Origin of the sequence: Bacillus cereus group sp. BfR-BA-01360 (assembly GCF_022663595.1) — a bacterium.
Classification (GTDB): domain Bacteria; phylum Bacillota; class Bacilli; order Bacillales; family Bacillaceae_G; genus Bacillus_A; species Bacillus_A cytotoxicus.
Genome location: NZ_JAKUFV010000004.1, coordinates 195803 through 212589, shown reverse-complemented (window position 1 = coordinate 212589; position 16787 = coordinate 195803). Strand labels below are relative to the sequence as shown.

Here is a 16787-nt window from a genome sequence, read left to right as displayed (position 1 = left end):
CAGATGGATAAAATATCTTTTTTAAATCAATACCGAAAAAGTATCGAGTTTGTATCTAACAAAGACTTACTCAATATTGAAAAGGAAAATATTCCTGGAAAATGGATAGAGATATTTAAAGAAACAGATAAAACTAGAAAGAAAGATAAATTAATAGCTTTATGGAATAGTGTGTGTGAAAAGGAATTGAGTAACACAATATTATACTTGAAAGAGAATTTGTTAGAATTTGAACTAATTGTAGATAATGGACAATATGCAGTACTATACAGCGTACTAAGTGAAAATGATGAAATTCTTTATTACGAAGGTGGTATACCAACCAACTCTGTTTATACTTCAGAAATGCAACAAAATTGGTCAAACGTTCCACAATCCATTAAGGGATTTTATGAAAAGTTGCACAATGGGTTTTATTATCTACCGAGTAGAGCTATGGGGCTTGTACCAGCGGAACGCATAACCCATTTTGAGGATTGTGAGTGGGGAATACTTGATGATTTAGATGAACCATTAGGAATTAATATGGCTACAACATATGGCTTTTTTGAAAATGGCATGGGAGGATATGTTGCTATAGATTTAAACAACTGTACCGATGAGGTAGCAACATTATGGTTTACCAATGATAATCCTGAGTATAATGTGAATTTCTGGGATGTTGTAGATGAATGGATTGTAATAGGGTTTCAAGATAATTGAAAAGCAAAGCATATATGAAGTGTACAGAAAAAGAAAAGGTCATTTTGAAGTAATGACCCTATGATGGTTATACCATCATAAGCTACCGTTTACACTCCCATATATCAACATGATAAAATAAGACACACGAGCTTAGGTGAGATGACATTTTAATGTATGACGGGTACAATGGCATGGGATGTATATAAAACTAACGAATGCACACAAGCTCGTAAATTTTAACGTACTATTTGCCACGAGACACAAAAGATGTCATACTTTCGTTGCAACGCAATGAAACTTAGAAAACAAATGAACTTAAAGCACTTGATTGTCAACTACGACAACGAGTGCTTTTTTACGTTTTAGCGTAGAAATTTAAAAGAGCATTATAATTTTATAAGTGCATTAAGTGTTAAATTTTTATTGTTGTTTTATAGACTGTAGTGGCCGTGAACAGTGTACGACGATAGTAGAGGAAAAAATAAAGGGTTGTGTTACTTTTTGAATTCATCGTAAAGTACGTTTTAACGGATGGACGTTATGCACATGTTATTCGCAAAAAACGGGGAAACGTTACAGGGATTGTAATTGCTGTAACGGGAGAGGACTCAATATGGAAGAGAAAGTAGTTGGTTATGTACGAGTTTCAACAGAAGGACAAGTACGTGAAGGTTATAGCTTAACGTATCAAGTAGAAGAAATTGAACGGTACTGCACTGAAAATAAACTACAACTGCTTCACATATACGAAGATAAAGGAATCAGCGGAGCGACAGTAGATGAAGATGGATTAACAGTTGAACGTGAAGGATTACAAGAGCTATTGTCAGATTTGGCGTATCAACAAGTGAGCCACGTGATTGTACTAAATACATCTCGGTTATGGCGCTCTGATATGGCAAAAGTGTTAATACAACGAGAGCTAAAGAAACATAAGGTTGATGTGAAAGCGATTGAACAACCCAATTATAGTATATACACGCATGACCCAAATGATTTTTTAGTAAATGGCATGTTAGAACTACTAGATCAATATCAACGTCTCGAGATTGCATTGAAGCTGAGTAGAGGCAGAAAGAAGAAAGCGGAACAAGGTGGATATGCGGGTGGCGGTGTGATGTTTGGTTACACAGTCAAGAAAGGACAAAAAGTGTTAGAAGTAGATGCAGAAAAAGCAGTGGTTGTACGTAGACTATTTGAGTTACGACACTTTTTTAGGCAGTGGTCGCTGACTCAATTGGCAGAACGACTGAATGCAGAAGGCTATCGTACAGAGAAAGGAAAGTTGTTTACGAAAGTACAAGTGAAACGCATGTTAGATAGAGAAAATTTTTATCGTGGCATGTATAAATACGGGAAAATACAAACAAAAGGACAACATGCAGCAATTATTTTATAAACTCACTTAAAAAAATTAGCTCATTTTACTATACATACTACTAAAGAGATGAAAAATGGATAGGCTTGCGTACCTATGCGCATCGGAAGATGAACGCTCGAACTAAGGTTGCCGACATTTTTATATATGACTAAATTATTGAATAGAGGGATGAGTTATGCATCATAGGCAGAACTATTTGTATGTAGGAGTAGATTTACATAAGGAGCATCATACGGCTGTTATAATTAATTGTTGGCAAGAGAAATTAGGAGAAATACAATTTGAGAATAAACCATCTGCATTTTCGGAGTTTTTATTAGAAGTAGAGACATATGTGTGTGATGGGATAACTGTTGTATTTGGTTTAGAAGATGTTGGTGGTTATAGAAGAGCGTTAGCGAAATATTTAGTAGACCATGAACGAGTTGTGAAAGAAGTAAATCCAGCTTTATCATTTTTAGAACGAAAGAGCCAAGTGATGATACAAAAAAATGATAGTTGGGATGCAGAATGTGTAGCACGCATATTGGTAAACAAATTTAATCAATTGCCAGATGCAAAGCCAAACGATTTATTTTGGTCGATACAACAACTAGTATCAAGAAGGAATGCATTAGTAAAAGCACAAAGTGCGTTAAAGAACCAACTACATATTCAATTAAACCACCATTATCCAAGTTATAAAAAGCTTTTCTCAGAGTTAGATGGAAAAACAGCACTAGCATTTTGGCAGCAATATCCGTCACCCTCTTGTTTAGAGGGGGCGAATATAAAGCAATTAACAGCTTTTTTATTGGATGTTAGCAACAATACATGTTCAGTAAAGAAAGCAAGCGGCATATTAAAACTTGTAAAAGAAGATGGACATACAATGAAAGAGTATCAAGAAATGCGAAACTTTTTAGTAAGAAGTATTGTACGGGAGATTGAGTTTAAAAAGAAGGAAATGAAATACATCGAAAGAGAATTAAAACAGTTAGTAAATCTACTAGATTATCAATTAGAGACGATGCCGGGAATAGAACTTGTGACGGCATCAGCATTAATTGCAGAAATTGGAGATGTAAGACGATTTCCAAATGTCAACAAATTAGCACGATTCGCGGGGATTACGCCTGTTTACTTTGGTTCTGGTGGGAAAGGTAAGACACACAAAAGCAAACAAGGCGTTACACGCTTTATTTTATAATTTAGCTGTACAGCAAGTGCAAGTAGCGAAAGGAAGTAAGACGCCACGGAATCCAGTATTTCATGCATACTATCAAAAGAAACTAAAAGAAGGAAAAACAAAGGGACAAGCATTGGTATGTATTATGAGAAGGCTTGTAAATATTGTATATGGCATGATGAAATATAAAACAGCTTATGAATTGCCGGTAGTAGAAGAAAAAGAAGTAGTTTAATAAGGTTTTACATGGTTTGCTTTTTTATTGTGAGGGTTTAAGATTACAACATAGGGTACGGGTAAAGGTAGTAGGATTATTCCTGGTACTCCGGGTATTGTAACAGGAGGAAATTCTACTAAATTAGGAAAAAATATGATGACAGAAATGGGGCTTAGACGTTCAACTAAATGGAGTGGATATCAAGCACAGCATATTATTCCTGCTGAAATGGCAGATAATCCTGTAATTAAAAAGATAGGTATGAACTTTGATGACTCATCAAATGGTATTTTTCTAAGAGTACCAGATGATAATATAAGTACAATGGCTAGACACAGAGGATATCATTCTGTTTACAATGAAGTAGTTGCAAGAGCATTAAATAAAATGGATATTAACCAAAGTATTGATAGTTTACAAAAGCAAGTATATGATTTGCAAAAAAATTTAAGAAAATTACAGGGGAATGGTTTACCATTGTACCCAAGCCAAGGTGCAACAGTAGAACTCTGGGAAAGAAAGCTAAAACAATTGGAAATACAAAATAAGTAAATATCAGTAAGGTGGTAAGGTGTAATGGAAAATAAAGATATTAGTTTGCTTGAAGAATTACTTTATAATACAAATAAAGAGGATACAATTAGCCGAATAAAGAATATAGATAATCCAATACTCCTTCATTGTTTTGCAGCAAATTATAATTGGAATAGTGGATTTGATATACCAAATGCAATTCTTGAAAACAAAGATTGTGACTTAGGAACGGGATTACTAATGTTTCATTATGCAGACGGATATCGATTATTAGAAAGTCCAGAGGAAGTTTCGAATTCTCCATTACAAGAATGGAAGGTTTTTATATTAAAACTTCAAAATAAAATTATGAATTTGGAGTTTAAAACACAAAATATATCATTTAGCCCTGAATTAACAAAAATTCAAATATTCAAGTTGAAAAAAAGGAACCCAAGTATTTCAGATATTCTTATTAATGAGTCACCAGGAAATATAATTGATATTCCTAAAATATAAATAAACATTAAAAACTCATTACATTAAATAAATGAGTTTAGTTATAGTGATTTTATAAAGCTTACTATACTAAATTATATTTTATGCACGGATATGATAAAGTTCGCGGTGCTAAATTTAAATACGCATAAGTATATATGAATAAAAAATAAAGTATATGTGAAGTAGATAGAAAAAATAAAAGGGTTTTTGAAAGTATGTACTCCATGATGGTTGTACCATCATGGAGTACTGTGTGCAATGATAGAATAGAAAACGAAGTACGAGTTTAGGCGATATGACATTTTACTAGGCGATGAATATAATCACATGGAATATATATTAAACTAAAGAACTCGTACAAGCTCGTAAGTTTTAGCGTAGTAGTTGTCACGACATATAAAAGGTGTCATACTGTTACTACAAAATGTACAAATTTATACTACTTAAAAATAGATGAACTTAAAGCACTTGATTGTCGACTAAAGGCAACGAGTGCTTTTTGCGTTTTAGCGTAGAAATTTAAAAGAGCACTATAATTTTATAAGTACATTAAGTGTTAAATTTTTATTGTTGTTTTATAGATTGTAGTGGCTGTGAACAGTGTACGACGATAGTAGAGGGAAAAATAAAGGGTTGTATTATTTTTTGAAGTCATCGTAAAGTACGTTTTAACGGATGAACGTTATGCACATGTTATCCGCAAAAAACGGGTAAACGTTACATGGACTTTAATTGCTGTAACGGGAGGGAGTTTGATATGGAAGAGAAAGTAGTTGGCTATGTACGAGTTTCAACAGAAGGACAAGTACGTGAAGGATACAGCCTAACGTATCAAGTAGAAGAAATTGAACGGTACTGCATTGAAAATAAACTACAGCTGCTTCACATATACGAAGATAAAGGAATCAGCGGAGCGGTAGTAGATGAAGATGGTTTAACAGTTGAACGTGAAGGTTTACAAGAGCTATTGTCGGATGTGGCGTATCATCAAGTGAGCATGCGTATGGGATCCCGCAAACCATTACGACAAAAAAGAAAAAATAGCAGTAGATGACATTTTCAAAGACTCACTGGCCTTTGATCACGTACTTCGTGCGCAGTATAAAGAAGTCAAAAAGCAAAATCCAGATGCGAAACTAAACTACAAAGAATATCGTCAACTAATCCCATCTATGCGAGGATTTGAGTATACTTCTATAGAAGACGAACAGAAAAAATTAGAAGCATGGCGTGATGTAGCAATCAGCGGAGCACTCATCATCACGACAATCTTTTGTCCACTACTCGGAATCGCAGCGTCAGTTGTATACGGTGGTCTCCAAGTGAAAAATGCCATCAAAGGGGAGGACTGGGGGACACACCGAAAACTAAGCAAAGAAGAACAAGTAGAAGCTGGCTTCTTCGGAGCACTTGACATCATCCCAGGACTCGGTTCCGCAGCAAAAGCATTCAAAGGAACACTTGACCTCGGATCCCTGGCAAAGCTCACAAAATGGAAAGAGGGAATCGCTGATTTCAATCCAAATATAGGGAAAAATGTGGTACAATCGTTAAAGGATAATGAGACATTAAAGAATGCATTACATACATGGAAAAAACGAAGGTTCCCGTAGCAATCAGGTCAGCAGACACTGGAATGGGAATAAAAATTCCTCATATCGAACATGCAACTGTTGGAGAAATAGCAGAAAACTTTGCAAGAGTGCGAGCAACTGCTAAAGATGATGCTTATCAACTTGCGAAGGGGAATGGTGGTTCGGGAGTTAAGGGTACGGGTGAAACTCTGGGGAATAAAAAAGTAGCAGTAGGAGAAGAGATTATTGCTCAAAGGGTACTGAAAGCAGAACTTGATTTAACACCAAAACTTACACCATACAAATCTTTAAGTAGGGGTCAGCAGAAAAAAATAAAAGAAAAGATTGAAAATCGTACAGTAACAAAAGAAGAATATAAAAGATATCAATGGGATAAAAGATTTTCAAAAAGAAGAGCTGCAGGGGTTAATGAATTTTGGAAGCAAGAAAAGAATTTTAGATGGAGAACCTACAACAAGGGATTGGACTAATGAACAGATACAAGAGATTTTAAAAGGAAAAAAACCTCAATACAATGGGAAATCAATAATTGGGCATCATACTTACAATGCTATGAATTATCCACATATATGTAATAGAGGAGAATTAATTTATCCTGTAACTGGCAGGGAACATTTAAAGGGTTGGCATGGCGGAAGCTATAGTAAAAATGCACCTGGTAGACCTGTTAATCCAAACTATTTAGAAGAATTTTAATGGAAAGGAGAATAATAGATGAGTAAAATGGCAATTAAAATAAGCTCTAATGGTTTATTTAGTAAATGTGTAGTACCATTAAGAAAGTACACTGGTTTAGGAATTACAGAGATAAAAAATAAAATTGAAAACAAAGATTTTTTTGCCGAAACAGATGCAAATGATATTGATGATATGGAAAATTTAAAAGGATTAGTTGATAACTTGTTGAAGTTAGGTGCGGAAGTAAAAATATTTGATAGCGATGAATACGGTGAAGGAATTTTCGATTACCAAGAAATTTCTTACGGCGAATTTATAAATAATATTGACCGGTTAAAAGAAATTATGGAAGAATTACAGGATTACGATGATGCTTTGTCTGACGAAGTTTAATTGGTCTTAATAATTATTATTTTGAAAATATATGTTAAGAGCTTGTGTTAGTAAAGCAACATAAGCGAGTGATAAAGCTCATGGTTCTAAAATCATAAATACAAAAGCACATAAGAAAAATGGATGAAAAAGAATGTATTTTTGAAGTGGATAGCAAAATATATGGTGTTTGAAAATATATACTCCATGATGGTTATACCATCATGGAGTACTGTGTGCAACGATAGAATAGAAAACGAAGTACGAGCTTAGGCGAGATGACATTAAACACATGGAATGTATATTAAACTAACGAACTCGTACAAACTCGTAAGTTTTAACGTAGTAATTGTCATGACATACAATAGGTGTCATACTGTTATTACAAAACTTACAAATTTAATGCTACTTTAAAGCACTTGATTGTCAGTTAAAGACAACAAGTGCTTTTTTGCGTTTTAGCGTAGAAATTTAAAAGAGCACTATAATTTTATAAGTGCATTAAGTGTTAAATTTTTATTGTTGTTTTATAGACTGTAGTGGCTGTGAACAGTGTACGACGATAGTAGAGGAAAAAATAAAGGGTTGTGTTACTTTTTGAAGTCATCGTAAAGTACGTTTTAACGGATGGACGTTATGCACATGTTATCCGCAAAAAACGGGTAAACGTTACAGGGACTTTAATTGCTGTAACGGGAAGGGGCTCAATATGGGAGAGAAAGTAATTGGTTATGTACGAGTTTCAACAGAAGGACAAGTTGTTTAGTGCAAAATGAAAGTGGTTCTTACGCACTTTTGGTGAATTGCTCTTTTGTGTACTACATTGATATAATAAAAGACAAGGAGTGAACCATGATATACCCTATCCCTTGGTTAAGTCCAGATCCTTTTCTCGAATTGATAGATGTATCTACAAAAGACCGACATCTTCGTTTCACTGTAAAAAGTAATCGTATTTCCGCAAACTGTCCATCTTGTCATTCTATTTCTTCTCGTCGTCATAGTCGTTATACCCGCCTTATACAAGATCTTCCTATTACAGATCAAACCGTCATTCTTCTTATTTTACACAAGTGGTTTTGTGATAATTCTTGTTGTTCTATTAAGGTTTTTACAGAACGATATGAATGGGTAGCCCCCAACGGACGTCGCACACTTCGTGCAGAAAAAGTTTTACGAAAAATTGCATTTTCTACAAGTTGCTTAGCTGGAGAGAAAGTTGCTCGTGCCATCCATCTTCCAATCAGTCATGATGCATGACGATCCATTGTTCGTAAAGCTCACATAGATACAATCGGTAAAATTAGACACTTACTAGCTTTATCATTTTAATCTAGAAGATTCTCCTTTTTAAAAGAAGTAAAGGAAGGGATGGAATAGTTTCGTTTGAGCATCGATAACTATAAGAACTGAATCATGTGTTATATTAAAATTAACGATAAAAATGTTACTTTTGTTTTCAAATAACAGAATATTCAATCTGTTATTTATCAGTTTACAACAAAGGTATTCTTCCTATGGAATATGTATAATTGTGGTAATATTTAGATAAAAGAAGAGTGTCGAGGAGGATGTAGTGTATGAGCACAGGTGTTTTCGCGCATGAAGTAATTATGGAACAACTCCATGATTTGTACCAATTGATGTTATCGCAGCAATTAATAAAAGCGACACAATTAAAAAAAGAAATAGATGAGAAAATAGAACATATTAAGCATGCAGAAGAAAAACAAAATCAGAATGTACTATTATACTATTCTTTGCTAGATTTTAAATACAAACTACTGACTGACAGATTAAGTATTAGAAAAGACAGTTTCGATGTAATTGATTCTATTGATGAAACAAACGATAAGCTTACAGCTTATTACTATCACTCTTTCAAAGGTGAGCATGCTTTAATGTTTAGTGATTATAATGAAGCTAGCAGACAATATGAAGAAGCTGAAAGGTTATTAGAATATATTTCTGATGAGTTAGAACATGCTGAATTTAATCAAAAACTCGCTGTATTACATCACACTTCTAAAATGTTAACATCGATTGAATATGCGAATAAAGCAAAAGAAATTTTTGCAAAACATGCTGGATATGAAGTGAAAGTGGCGTCTTGTGAAAATACATTAGGAACTGCTTGTATATTTTTAAAACAATTCGAACAAGCTGAAGAACACTTGAATCGATCCATCGACATTTTACAAAAACAGAATGAGGAAAAACTAATTTTAGTAGTTAGACATAATTTAGGATTATTATATGCAATGCAAAACTTATCTCCATTAGCGATTCGTCATTTATCTGAAGTTACAGAAAAAAATCCAAATCATTTTAAAGCATTGTTCTTACAAGCACGTGAACATTATAAGCTACAAGAAACAAATATTGCGCAAGAACTGATTGAAAAAGGATTGAAAGTTTGTGATGAAATAGGAAATGAAGAGTATGTGTACCATTTCAATATTTTACGTTTATTAAATGAAAACAAACCTATTGAACTAGTAGAAGAAGAAGTGAAAAAAAGCATTTCTTATTTCAAAAAACAAGGGTTATGGGAGTTTGTTGAAGAATATGGAGAGTTGTTAGCTGTTGCGTTTCGTAAATTACATAATCATGAAAAAGTTAGTGATTACTTCAATGTATGTTACGAAGCGAAACAACAAATAATTAGTAAAGGAGCATTAAAATGATGAAAAAATTTGTATTCGCAACGTTAGGATTGGTAATGGCTTTAGCGATTGGGTGGAATAACGAAGGTGATACACAACATGCTCTGCAAAAAGAAGAAATCATACAGTACTCGCATGCTGATCATTTTTAATTGATATAACAAAAGAGTGATTATTTGAACTGCACTTCAATTGTTAGATATAGCTAATAATTGGGGTGCAGTTTATTTATTAAGGGGATTTTTAGGACGAATCTTTATTTTAAAATAGATATTATCAATGTTCACTATGAATTTCTGCAAATAACGGCGTGTAAGTATAGAAAGCAACAGTTCTACCGAGCGTTAGCCCGACTTTAGGATGTTTCAGCAAAGTTCGAATCATTCCAGCGCTTTCACAGCTTTTAGAATCCATTTTTGAAAACTGCTTCGATGCAAAAAGAATATGCCAGTCCCAAGATTTTAAATCTGGTTCACTGAGTATTTGTTGGAGGATACTTTGAACACCTAGTGCTATCAACTGTCCAGCAACAAGTGTTACATACTGAAAGCTCGAATAGAGATCAATGCTGGCCATAATCGTAATAGAAAGCGTCAGCGTAGCGAGGTGCTCATGATGATTGATATAATGCCTCATCAGCAAGCTCCTAAGCGGTCGCATTAAATGATAAAAACTGTCGTTTATGGATTGTTGTGAAATCGTTTACATATGTTCCTATTTTCTTGGTACCCAATCTCATTCTAAAAAACAAAGTTTCATTTTTAACAACAGGAAACATTTTTAGTGCTAGAATTAAGGGACAATCAGTCTAAAGAAGATGGAGATATTGATTTTTGATTATGCTCGTGTTAATACAGAAGAATATAGACTATCTCATGAAGGAAATTACTGAAATAACGGATTCAACAAAACAACATTGTATGGATACTTAGAGAAGGCTTGAATATGAAATGGATTACAGTCGTAATTTGCTATTTTGTGATTTATGACCGAGCATATATTGAGTGATGTGAAAGCTATGCATAGGATGAAAAAGGGACAAAGTGATTTGCAAAATTAGAAAGAGTACATCTACTGAGTGTTTGAGTCTGTAGCATAAAATAAGGGTCTGTTAGGAATCTAGTATTCTCTAGGTTATACTTCATATATTTGTACCAGAACCAATAGGAGAGAAGAGATGAGATGAAGATGAAGATAGAAATCATTAAGAAGAAAGTTTTATTTGCTGAATTAGAACCATTAGGGAAAATTATTTTAGGCAATATTTTTCTAGGGCTAGCTTACGCGAAATGGATGAAGCCAAATGGGATTATTAATGGTGGTGTTACTAGTATTGCGATGATATTAGAAAAGGTAACAAGTATTCGAATTTTCTATTTGACGATAGGAGTCACCGTACTACTTTTAGTTTTTTGTTGGATATTTTTAGGGAGAGAGAATTTTTTGAAATCCATTATTAGCAGTATTTGTTTCAATATATTTTTTACACTTTTTTATTTGTTACAGTGGGATATTCAAGTTAATCTAGTGGTCGATTTTTTATTAGCAAGTTTGTTTATTGCAGTTGGTTACTACTATTGTATTTCATCAAATGCTTCTACTGTTGGGATAGATGTTATTGCATTGGCTATAAACAAAAAACATCCTGAATTTAGTATTGCTCGAGGCATTCGCTATATAAATTTTATCGTGCTAGCTTTAGGGTTAGTAACTTATGGGGTCAAATCAGTAGTAGTGGGTATATGCTTCAGCCTAGTAAATTCTTATATACTAGACCTTTTTTTAAGGAAGAATATCAAACAGAAAATATGAATAGCACAAGATTAGGAATGCAGGGAAAAAGCTTTTAGATGAAGGAGTGTTTTATAAGGTCATTATTGGAGTGATTTCTAATAGGAAAGTGTACATATCGCTAGCAAGCTAAGAAAACACATTCCACATTAAAATGAAAAAAACGCTATTCTTTCTATTAGAATTACAAGGAAGGATGGTGCTTTTTGGTTTCGGTGCAAAAACTTCAAGATACACGCAAGTAACTAGGAATATAAGGAACACGATGACTATTATATACGGTCAAATAACCAAAAAGTGACATTTAAATAATGTTCACAACGTATCGATTTCTACGATTATACAAGAGACTTTAAAATATATGAATGTGAAGATTATTCAGGTTGTCCATTCAAAGAGAAAAGTACAAAAGCGAAGGAAAATCGTCAAGTACACTACAACCTAGTATATGAGGAATGAAAAGTAAAACGAAAAGTCTTTGGTCTAAGAGATTCTCCAATAAATGATATATTAAAAACAGAAGCAATGAAAGTTTAGAGAAAGAAATTAAAAGTATAACGGATCAAAAAAGGTGTAATATTATTAGTTTATTTTTATATGTTAGCAGGAGATGATAAGTGGATCAAACCTGACAGAATGATAGTGTGTTTTTTAGAAAAAGCACTTCACAGAAGAGTTAAAATTGAAGAAGCTCAAAGTATCTTAGAAAAGGTTACTCACATATTTATGAAAAAATATCCAAATATCACCCGTATATTTTGAATTATTATATATAGAATTGAAAAACAATAATGGTCATTAAACAAACATGAGGATTTATGGATATATTTCGTATCTCTTAGAGAGTTTTGTATAAATACTCAAAAGTAAAATCTCATGTTCCCATAGTCAAACCTTCTGTTGAGTAGTAGTTCCGTTCATCGTATATACCGTTTTATATAATGTGAATGAAAACGAAAGAAAAAGAGTACATCATGGTTCACTCCATTTCATTTATTATATCAATGTAGCACACAAAAGAGCAACTCACCAAAAGTGTAGAAGAACCACTTTCATTTTGCAATAAACAAGATGGTTTCGCCTAATTTAAACTTTATATAAACTACTTGTAATGGCTCATATAGAGCAATGGATTTAATCTCATGAGAGAATGATGAAGAGGAGTATTGAGGGATTTTTATATTACACTTAGAATGTAAAAATCTATTCAAGAAAACTGTTGAGACATTGGGAAAACTATTTGATGATAGAGAACATATCCCGTATGATGTAATTGGAATTATGATTGTTAACATTGTTAATAAAATGCAAGAACTCATTGAACAAGTTTAAAGGATGCTTAACAACAGTGAGGCATTGCTTATTTTTTTGAATGAATTTTTTAGGAAACATAGAAAAGTATTTTGATGAAATATATGCTTATCTGTTAGATGGAAAAAGTATTGTTAATCGTGAGAAAACATATGTGGATGAAATAGCAGACACCCTATTTATGTATTTTGACAGAAAGAGATTTTTAATGTTATTTTTTGGAATGGGAAGTATTTACAAGTGAAGTGAGTGTTAATTCTATCCGTTGGATTTAGATTATCCTGTTTATCTATCGATTAAAGATCTCGAAAAAGCTCTTCTAAAGTAATACCTAATCCATTTGTTATTTTTGCTAAGCTTTCTATTGTAACGTTTTTTTCGCCACGTTCAATAGCACCTATGTGGTTAGTATGTATATTTGATAATTCTCCTAACCGCTCTTGGCTTAAATTTTGTTCTTTTCTTAAAAGGCGAATGCGTTCTCCTAATTTTTTGATGAGTTCCATATTTTCAACACCTTATCAACGTATAACTAATTTTTTTTATTATAACATTTATGAGTGTGGTAAGCATTCTATTTGTGACTGAAATGAGGAGAGTGCTAATTTATTTGATTGCTTCATTATATAAATATTTCTTTTATTAACGTTGTATAGATACTTAAATGTTGATATCTTAGTAAATTTGCATTAGTATTAACAAGGATATATAACTGACAAAAAAGTCGTGATTTATGTCAAAAGCGCTTTTTTTGTCTTTTTTTGTTTTCAAATGGATGGAATAACACCCTATTTTGTATGACTGAAAAGGTTTTTTTGTTAGTTGTTAAAAGAAAATGGAATGGGATACAATAAAATATACAAGAAGATACGTATCAAATTCTGTATAGGAGGAAAGAAAGATGCCGATTTATCGCAAGGGTGAGTTTTTTAATGGTCCTGGTGGTTTCGCAGCTGGCGCTCGTATGGCAAGAGTTTTAGATGCAAATGGAGAAGAATATCGAGTGGAACATACTTGGTCGAATGAAATTTGCCCAGATGCAGCTGCAACATATATAAATAACATATGCCCAGCAGCTCCTGATACAGTGATTGTTCAAGATGTTCGTACATTAGATATAGAAAGAGATACACGATTAGGACCAATTGACGCATTCGTTTTTGGTTTTCCATGTAATGATTTTAGTATCGTAGGAGAACAAAGAGGAATAGAGGGTGACTATGGTCCGCTGTATAGCTACGGTATCCGTGTATTAATACATCATCAACCACAATGGTTTATTGCCGAAAATGTTAGCGGATTACAAAGTGCAAATGATGGTGGTGCATTTGTTCAAATCTTACGTGAAATGCAAGAGGCTGGGTATACAATTACACCACACTTATATAAATTTGAAGAATATGGTGTTCCACAAGCAAGACATCGTATCATTATTGTTGGAATTAGAAATGATATGAATGTTGAATATCGAGTACCTGCACCAACTCATGGTCCAGGTAGAGAACATCCATATGTTACAGCTTCACAAGCGTTAGAAGATATTCCAGAAGATGCTCCGAATCATGAATTTACAAGACATCAGCAGAGGGTAATTGATATGCTAAATCATATTCCACCGGGTGAAAATGCTTGGTATGAGGGAATTCCAGAACATCTTCGTTTAAATGTAAGAGGTGCAAGATTAAGCCAGATTTATAAGCGATTACATCCTCATTTACCTTCTTATACGATTACAGGAAGCGGAGGAGGAGGTACTCATGGCTATCATTGGGATGAGCCTCGTGCATTAACAAATCGTGAACGAGCTAGAATACAGACATTCCCAGATGATTTCGTATTCTCAGGTGGAAAAGAGAAAGTTCGTCAGCAAATCGGAATGGCTGTACCTCCAAAAGCGGCGAAAGTCATTGTAGAATCTGTATTAAAGACAATGGCTAGTATCGAGTATGAATATACGCAACCGAAATGGGATATAAATGTGTTATTAGGGCAACAAGAAGTGCCAGTGCTTGTATAAATATAATAAAAGAAGAGGTTCTTCCTTTAAAAGGAACGACCTCTTCTTCTATTAGTCTAGAGTGATTGCTCGATGTAATGCTGAAAATGTAGTATATCCTTTATTGTTAACTGCACGTAAAAATAATGATACTCGTTCTTCTTTTGATAGATTCTTTTCCATGCAATAATCTAAAAATCCTAATAAAGTTTTGGCGTTCATGATGAATCCTTTTACTTCCCGACCAGCAATGTGATTTTTTGTTTTCTCGGTAATTTTCTTCAAGTTTTTCTCTCCACCAATTTGGTCAGCGGCAATGTAACCGAAAAAGCCTACATTTCTACCTGCGTAACCTTCATAGTTTGGGATGTATTCACTTGCCATATGAGAAGCCAGATTTGATGGGAGAGAGAATTTACTACTGCGGTAATTTTTAGCATCGATTAACCCCAATCCATCTTGTCCATATAATAAAATAATTTCAATTTCTGTTTGGTCACCTGTTGTAGATTTTGGACGCATGATGACTTGAAATCCTAATTCTTTTAAAATCTCTCCAGTCTTATCTTCAAATGCATGGTTATCTTCTTCAGATAGATATGCTTCATAAAAGTCTTCGTTTGAGAAGGAGTAACCTTGTTCTTCTAATTTTTCTTCAATAATTGATAAAGCATCATTTGGATTAAATCCTGCCACTTCAAGTAATTCTATTGCTCTGTCTTTATTATTCTCGGATAGAACAGATAGTTCTGATAAAGCTTCTTGAATAAGGAGTGTGCGTTTTCCTCTGTTTGTAGCAGGTTTTTTATCATGAAAACGTGTTGCTTTGTAGCTCTCTATATCCAATCCATTATTTTCTGCCATTCTTTCTAAAGAGAATTGATAACGGTTGTTAAAAGGATAACGATTATCGTATTCCTTTATTTTATTTGCTGCTTCTATAGCATTTGAAGGATTCGTACGTAAACATTCTCCACGAATGTATTCTACTAATCTCGTGTAGTCGCAAAGTAGCATAAATGTATGCGCTACATCTGAATGAGAAACTTCAAAATCACGAGCAGCGCTGTCAGAACGACTGCGATGTTCATATTGCTCAGCAATATTGATCTTTATATTTCTTTTTTCGTGTGCATTTGCCTTGCGAAATTGAAGAATACGCTGTGTAACCACATCTAATTGATTGTCGTTCGATGCGGTTAGTACAAAATATGTTATTTCTTCCTTTGTTACATAATAGTCTAAGGCAATTTGGTTGGTTAACTTAATCAGGAATCGAGCCGGCCGAATTTTAAAATGGGAGCAAAATTTTGGTCTGAAACCTGATTCCATAAAATAAGCATTTGGGATTTGTAACGTAAGAATTTGCTTAGATATATTTTCAAATACATTTTTTCGATTGAGTAATGCTTTACCTACTTTAGTAGGTACTAAATATCCATTTTCATTTATGTATACATAAGCGAATGTTTTTAACATAGCTACCCATGTGCGCCCACCTGAACCATCATTACTAATAGTAGGTGCTTTTAGTCCTTTATTGCCTAATACTTCTTCATATTTTTTATGAAGTTCTCGATTTCCTTTCCAAGGATTTTGAAAATCGTTTGTTGCTTCTTGGAGTGCACTAAGTGCTAATGCATGAAATTTTGGGTCTCTCTCTGGGCGAGTAATAAACCATACTTTTCGTTCTGCCATTACTGTTCCTCCTGTTTCTTGATGGAATCCAATATACGCTCTCTAGTACTTGTTGATTGCTAATGTCTATTGCAGGGATATCCTTCATTACTACGAAGTATCCTTTTAAGGTTAGAATAAGTTTTTTTCATTTTCTAATGTTGAGGCTACACTCTCTTCTGTTGATAACAGGGCAAGAACTTCTGTAATTTTGATGACATCTTGGTCGAATAACTT

13 protein-coding genes and 5 pseudogenes are annotated in these 16787 nt (G+C 33.6%); 15 read left to right on the top strand and 3 right to left on the bottom strand.

Annotated features, from left to right (window positions below; genetic code table 11):
- The first annotated feature begins 3 nt into the window (after positions 1–3).
- The 12 genes and pseudogenes from MR056_RS06285 to MR056_RS22235 all read left to right on the top strand — a co-directional run bounded on the left by MR056_RS06285 (position 4) and on the right by MR056_RS22235 (position 9927).
- A complete protein-coding gene (locus MR056_RS06285; RefSeq protein ID WP_011983836.1) occupies positions 4–702 on the top strand; it encodes a hypothetical protein in 699 nt (232 codons plus the stop codon).
- Positions 703–1297: 595 nt separating this feature from the next.
- Positions 1298–2083: a recombinase family protein gene (locus tag MR056_RS06280; protein ID WP_011983838.1), complete on the top strand. Its 786-nt coding sequence runs from the start codon at positions 1298–1300 to the stop codon at positions 2081–2083.
- A 157-nt stretch (positions 2084–2240) separates the two neighbouring features.
- A pseudogene (locus MR056_RS06275) lies at positions 2241–3468 on the top strand (IS110 family RNA-guided transposase).
- Positions 3469–3603: 135 nt separating this feature from the next.
- Positions 3604–4002 (top strand): AHH domain-containing protein, encoded by a 399-nt coding sequence (locus MR056_RS06270; protein ID WP_011983839.1) that lies wholly within the window; start codon positions 3604–3606, stop codon positions 4000–4002.
- Between the two features lie 24 nt (positions 4003–4026).
- Positions 4027–4482 (top strand): DUF4274 domain-containing protein, encoded by a 456-nt coding sequence (locus MR056_RS06265; protein ID WP_000428102.1) that lies wholly within the window; start codon positions 4027–4029, stop codon positions 4480–4482.
- Positions 4483–5221: 739 nt separating this feature from the next.
- Positions 5222–5461 (top strand): annotated as a pseudogene (locus MR056_RS06260) (recombinase family protein); the annotation flags it as partial.
- Positions 5462–5636: 175 nt separating this feature from the next.
- Positions 5637–6077, top strand: a complete 441-nt coding sequence (locus MR056_RS22570; RefSeq protein WP_011983841.1) for a hypothetical protein — start codon at positions 5637–5639, stop codon at positions 6075–6077.
- 101 nt (positions 6078–6178) lie between these two features.
- Positions 6179–6755 (top strand): annotated as a pseudogene (locus MR056_RS22565) (hypothetical protein); the annotation flags it as partial.
- Between the two features lie 18 nt (positions 6756–6773).
- Positions 6774–7130: a hypothetical protein gene (locus tag MR056_RS06245; RefSeq protein ID WP_000041339.1), complete on the top strand. Its 357-nt coding sequence runs from the start codon at positions 6774–6776 to the stop codon at positions 7128–7130.
- Positions 7131–7961: 831 nt separating this feature from the next.
- Positions 7962–8369: a transposase family protein gene (locus MR056_RS06240; protein WP_011983843.1), complete on the top strand. Its 408-nt coding sequence runs from the start codon at positions 7962–7964 to the stop codon at positions 8367–8369.
- Positions 8370–8689: 320 nt separating this feature from the next.
- Positions 8690–9796: a tetratricopeptide repeat protein gene (locus tag MR056_RS06235; RefSeq protein ID WP_011983844.1), complete on the top strand. Its 1107-nt coding sequence runs from the start codon at positions 8690–8692 to the stop codon at positions 9794–9796.
- Entirely contained in the window at positions 9793–9927 is a 135-nt protein-coding gene (locus tag MR056_RS22235; RefSeq protein ID WP_255815536.1) for a hypothetical protein, read from the top strand. Before MR056_RS06235 ends, MR056_RS22235 begins: the two co-directional genes overlap by 4 nt.
- A 129-nt stretch (positions 9928–10056) precedes the next feature.
- Here MR056_RS22235 and MR056_RS06230 read toward each other — a convergent pair.
- Positions 10057–10438, bottom strand: a pseudogene (locus MR056_RS06230) (alpha-ketoglutarate transporter); the annotation flags it as partial.
- A gap of 519 nt (positions 10439–10957) precedes the next feature.
- Here MR056_RS06230 and MR056_RS06225 point away from each other — a divergent pair.
- Positions 10958–11587, top strand: a complete 630-nt coding sequence (locus MR056_RS06225) for a YitT family protein (protein WP_011983846.1) — start codon at positions 10958–10960, stop codon at positions 11585–11587.
- A 237-nt stretch (positions 11588–11824) separates the two neighbouring features.
- Positions 11825–12022 (top strand): annotated as a pseudogene (locus MR056_RS06220) (transposase); the annotation flags it as partial.
- 1151 nt (positions 12023–13173) lie between these two features.
- Here MR056_RS06220 and MR056_RS06215 read toward each other — a convergent pair.
- Complete coding sequence (locus MR056_RS06215) at positions 13174–13383, bottom strand: helix-turn-helix domain-containing protein (RefSeq protein WP_011983847.1); 210 nt, start codon at positions 13381–13383, stop codon at positions 13174–13176.
- Between the two features lie 395 nt (positions 13384–13778).
- Here MR056_RS06215 and MR056_RS06210 point away from each other — a divergent pair, with 395 nt between their 5' ends.
- Positions 13779–14894, top strand: a complete 1116-nt coding sequence (locus tag MR056_RS06210; protein ID WP_011983848.1) for a DNA cytosine methyltransferase — start codon at positions 13779–13781, stop codon at positions 14892–14894.
- Between the two features lie 51 nt (positions 14895–14945).
- Here MR056_RS06210 and MR056_RS06205 read toward each other — a convergent pair whose 3' ends face one another.
- Entirely contained in the window at positions 14946–16571 is a 1626-nt protein-coding gene (locus MR056_RS06205) for an AlwI family type II restriction endonuclease (RefSeq protein WP_011983849.1), read from the bottom strand.
- Positions 16572–16787: the final 216 nt, after the last annotated feature.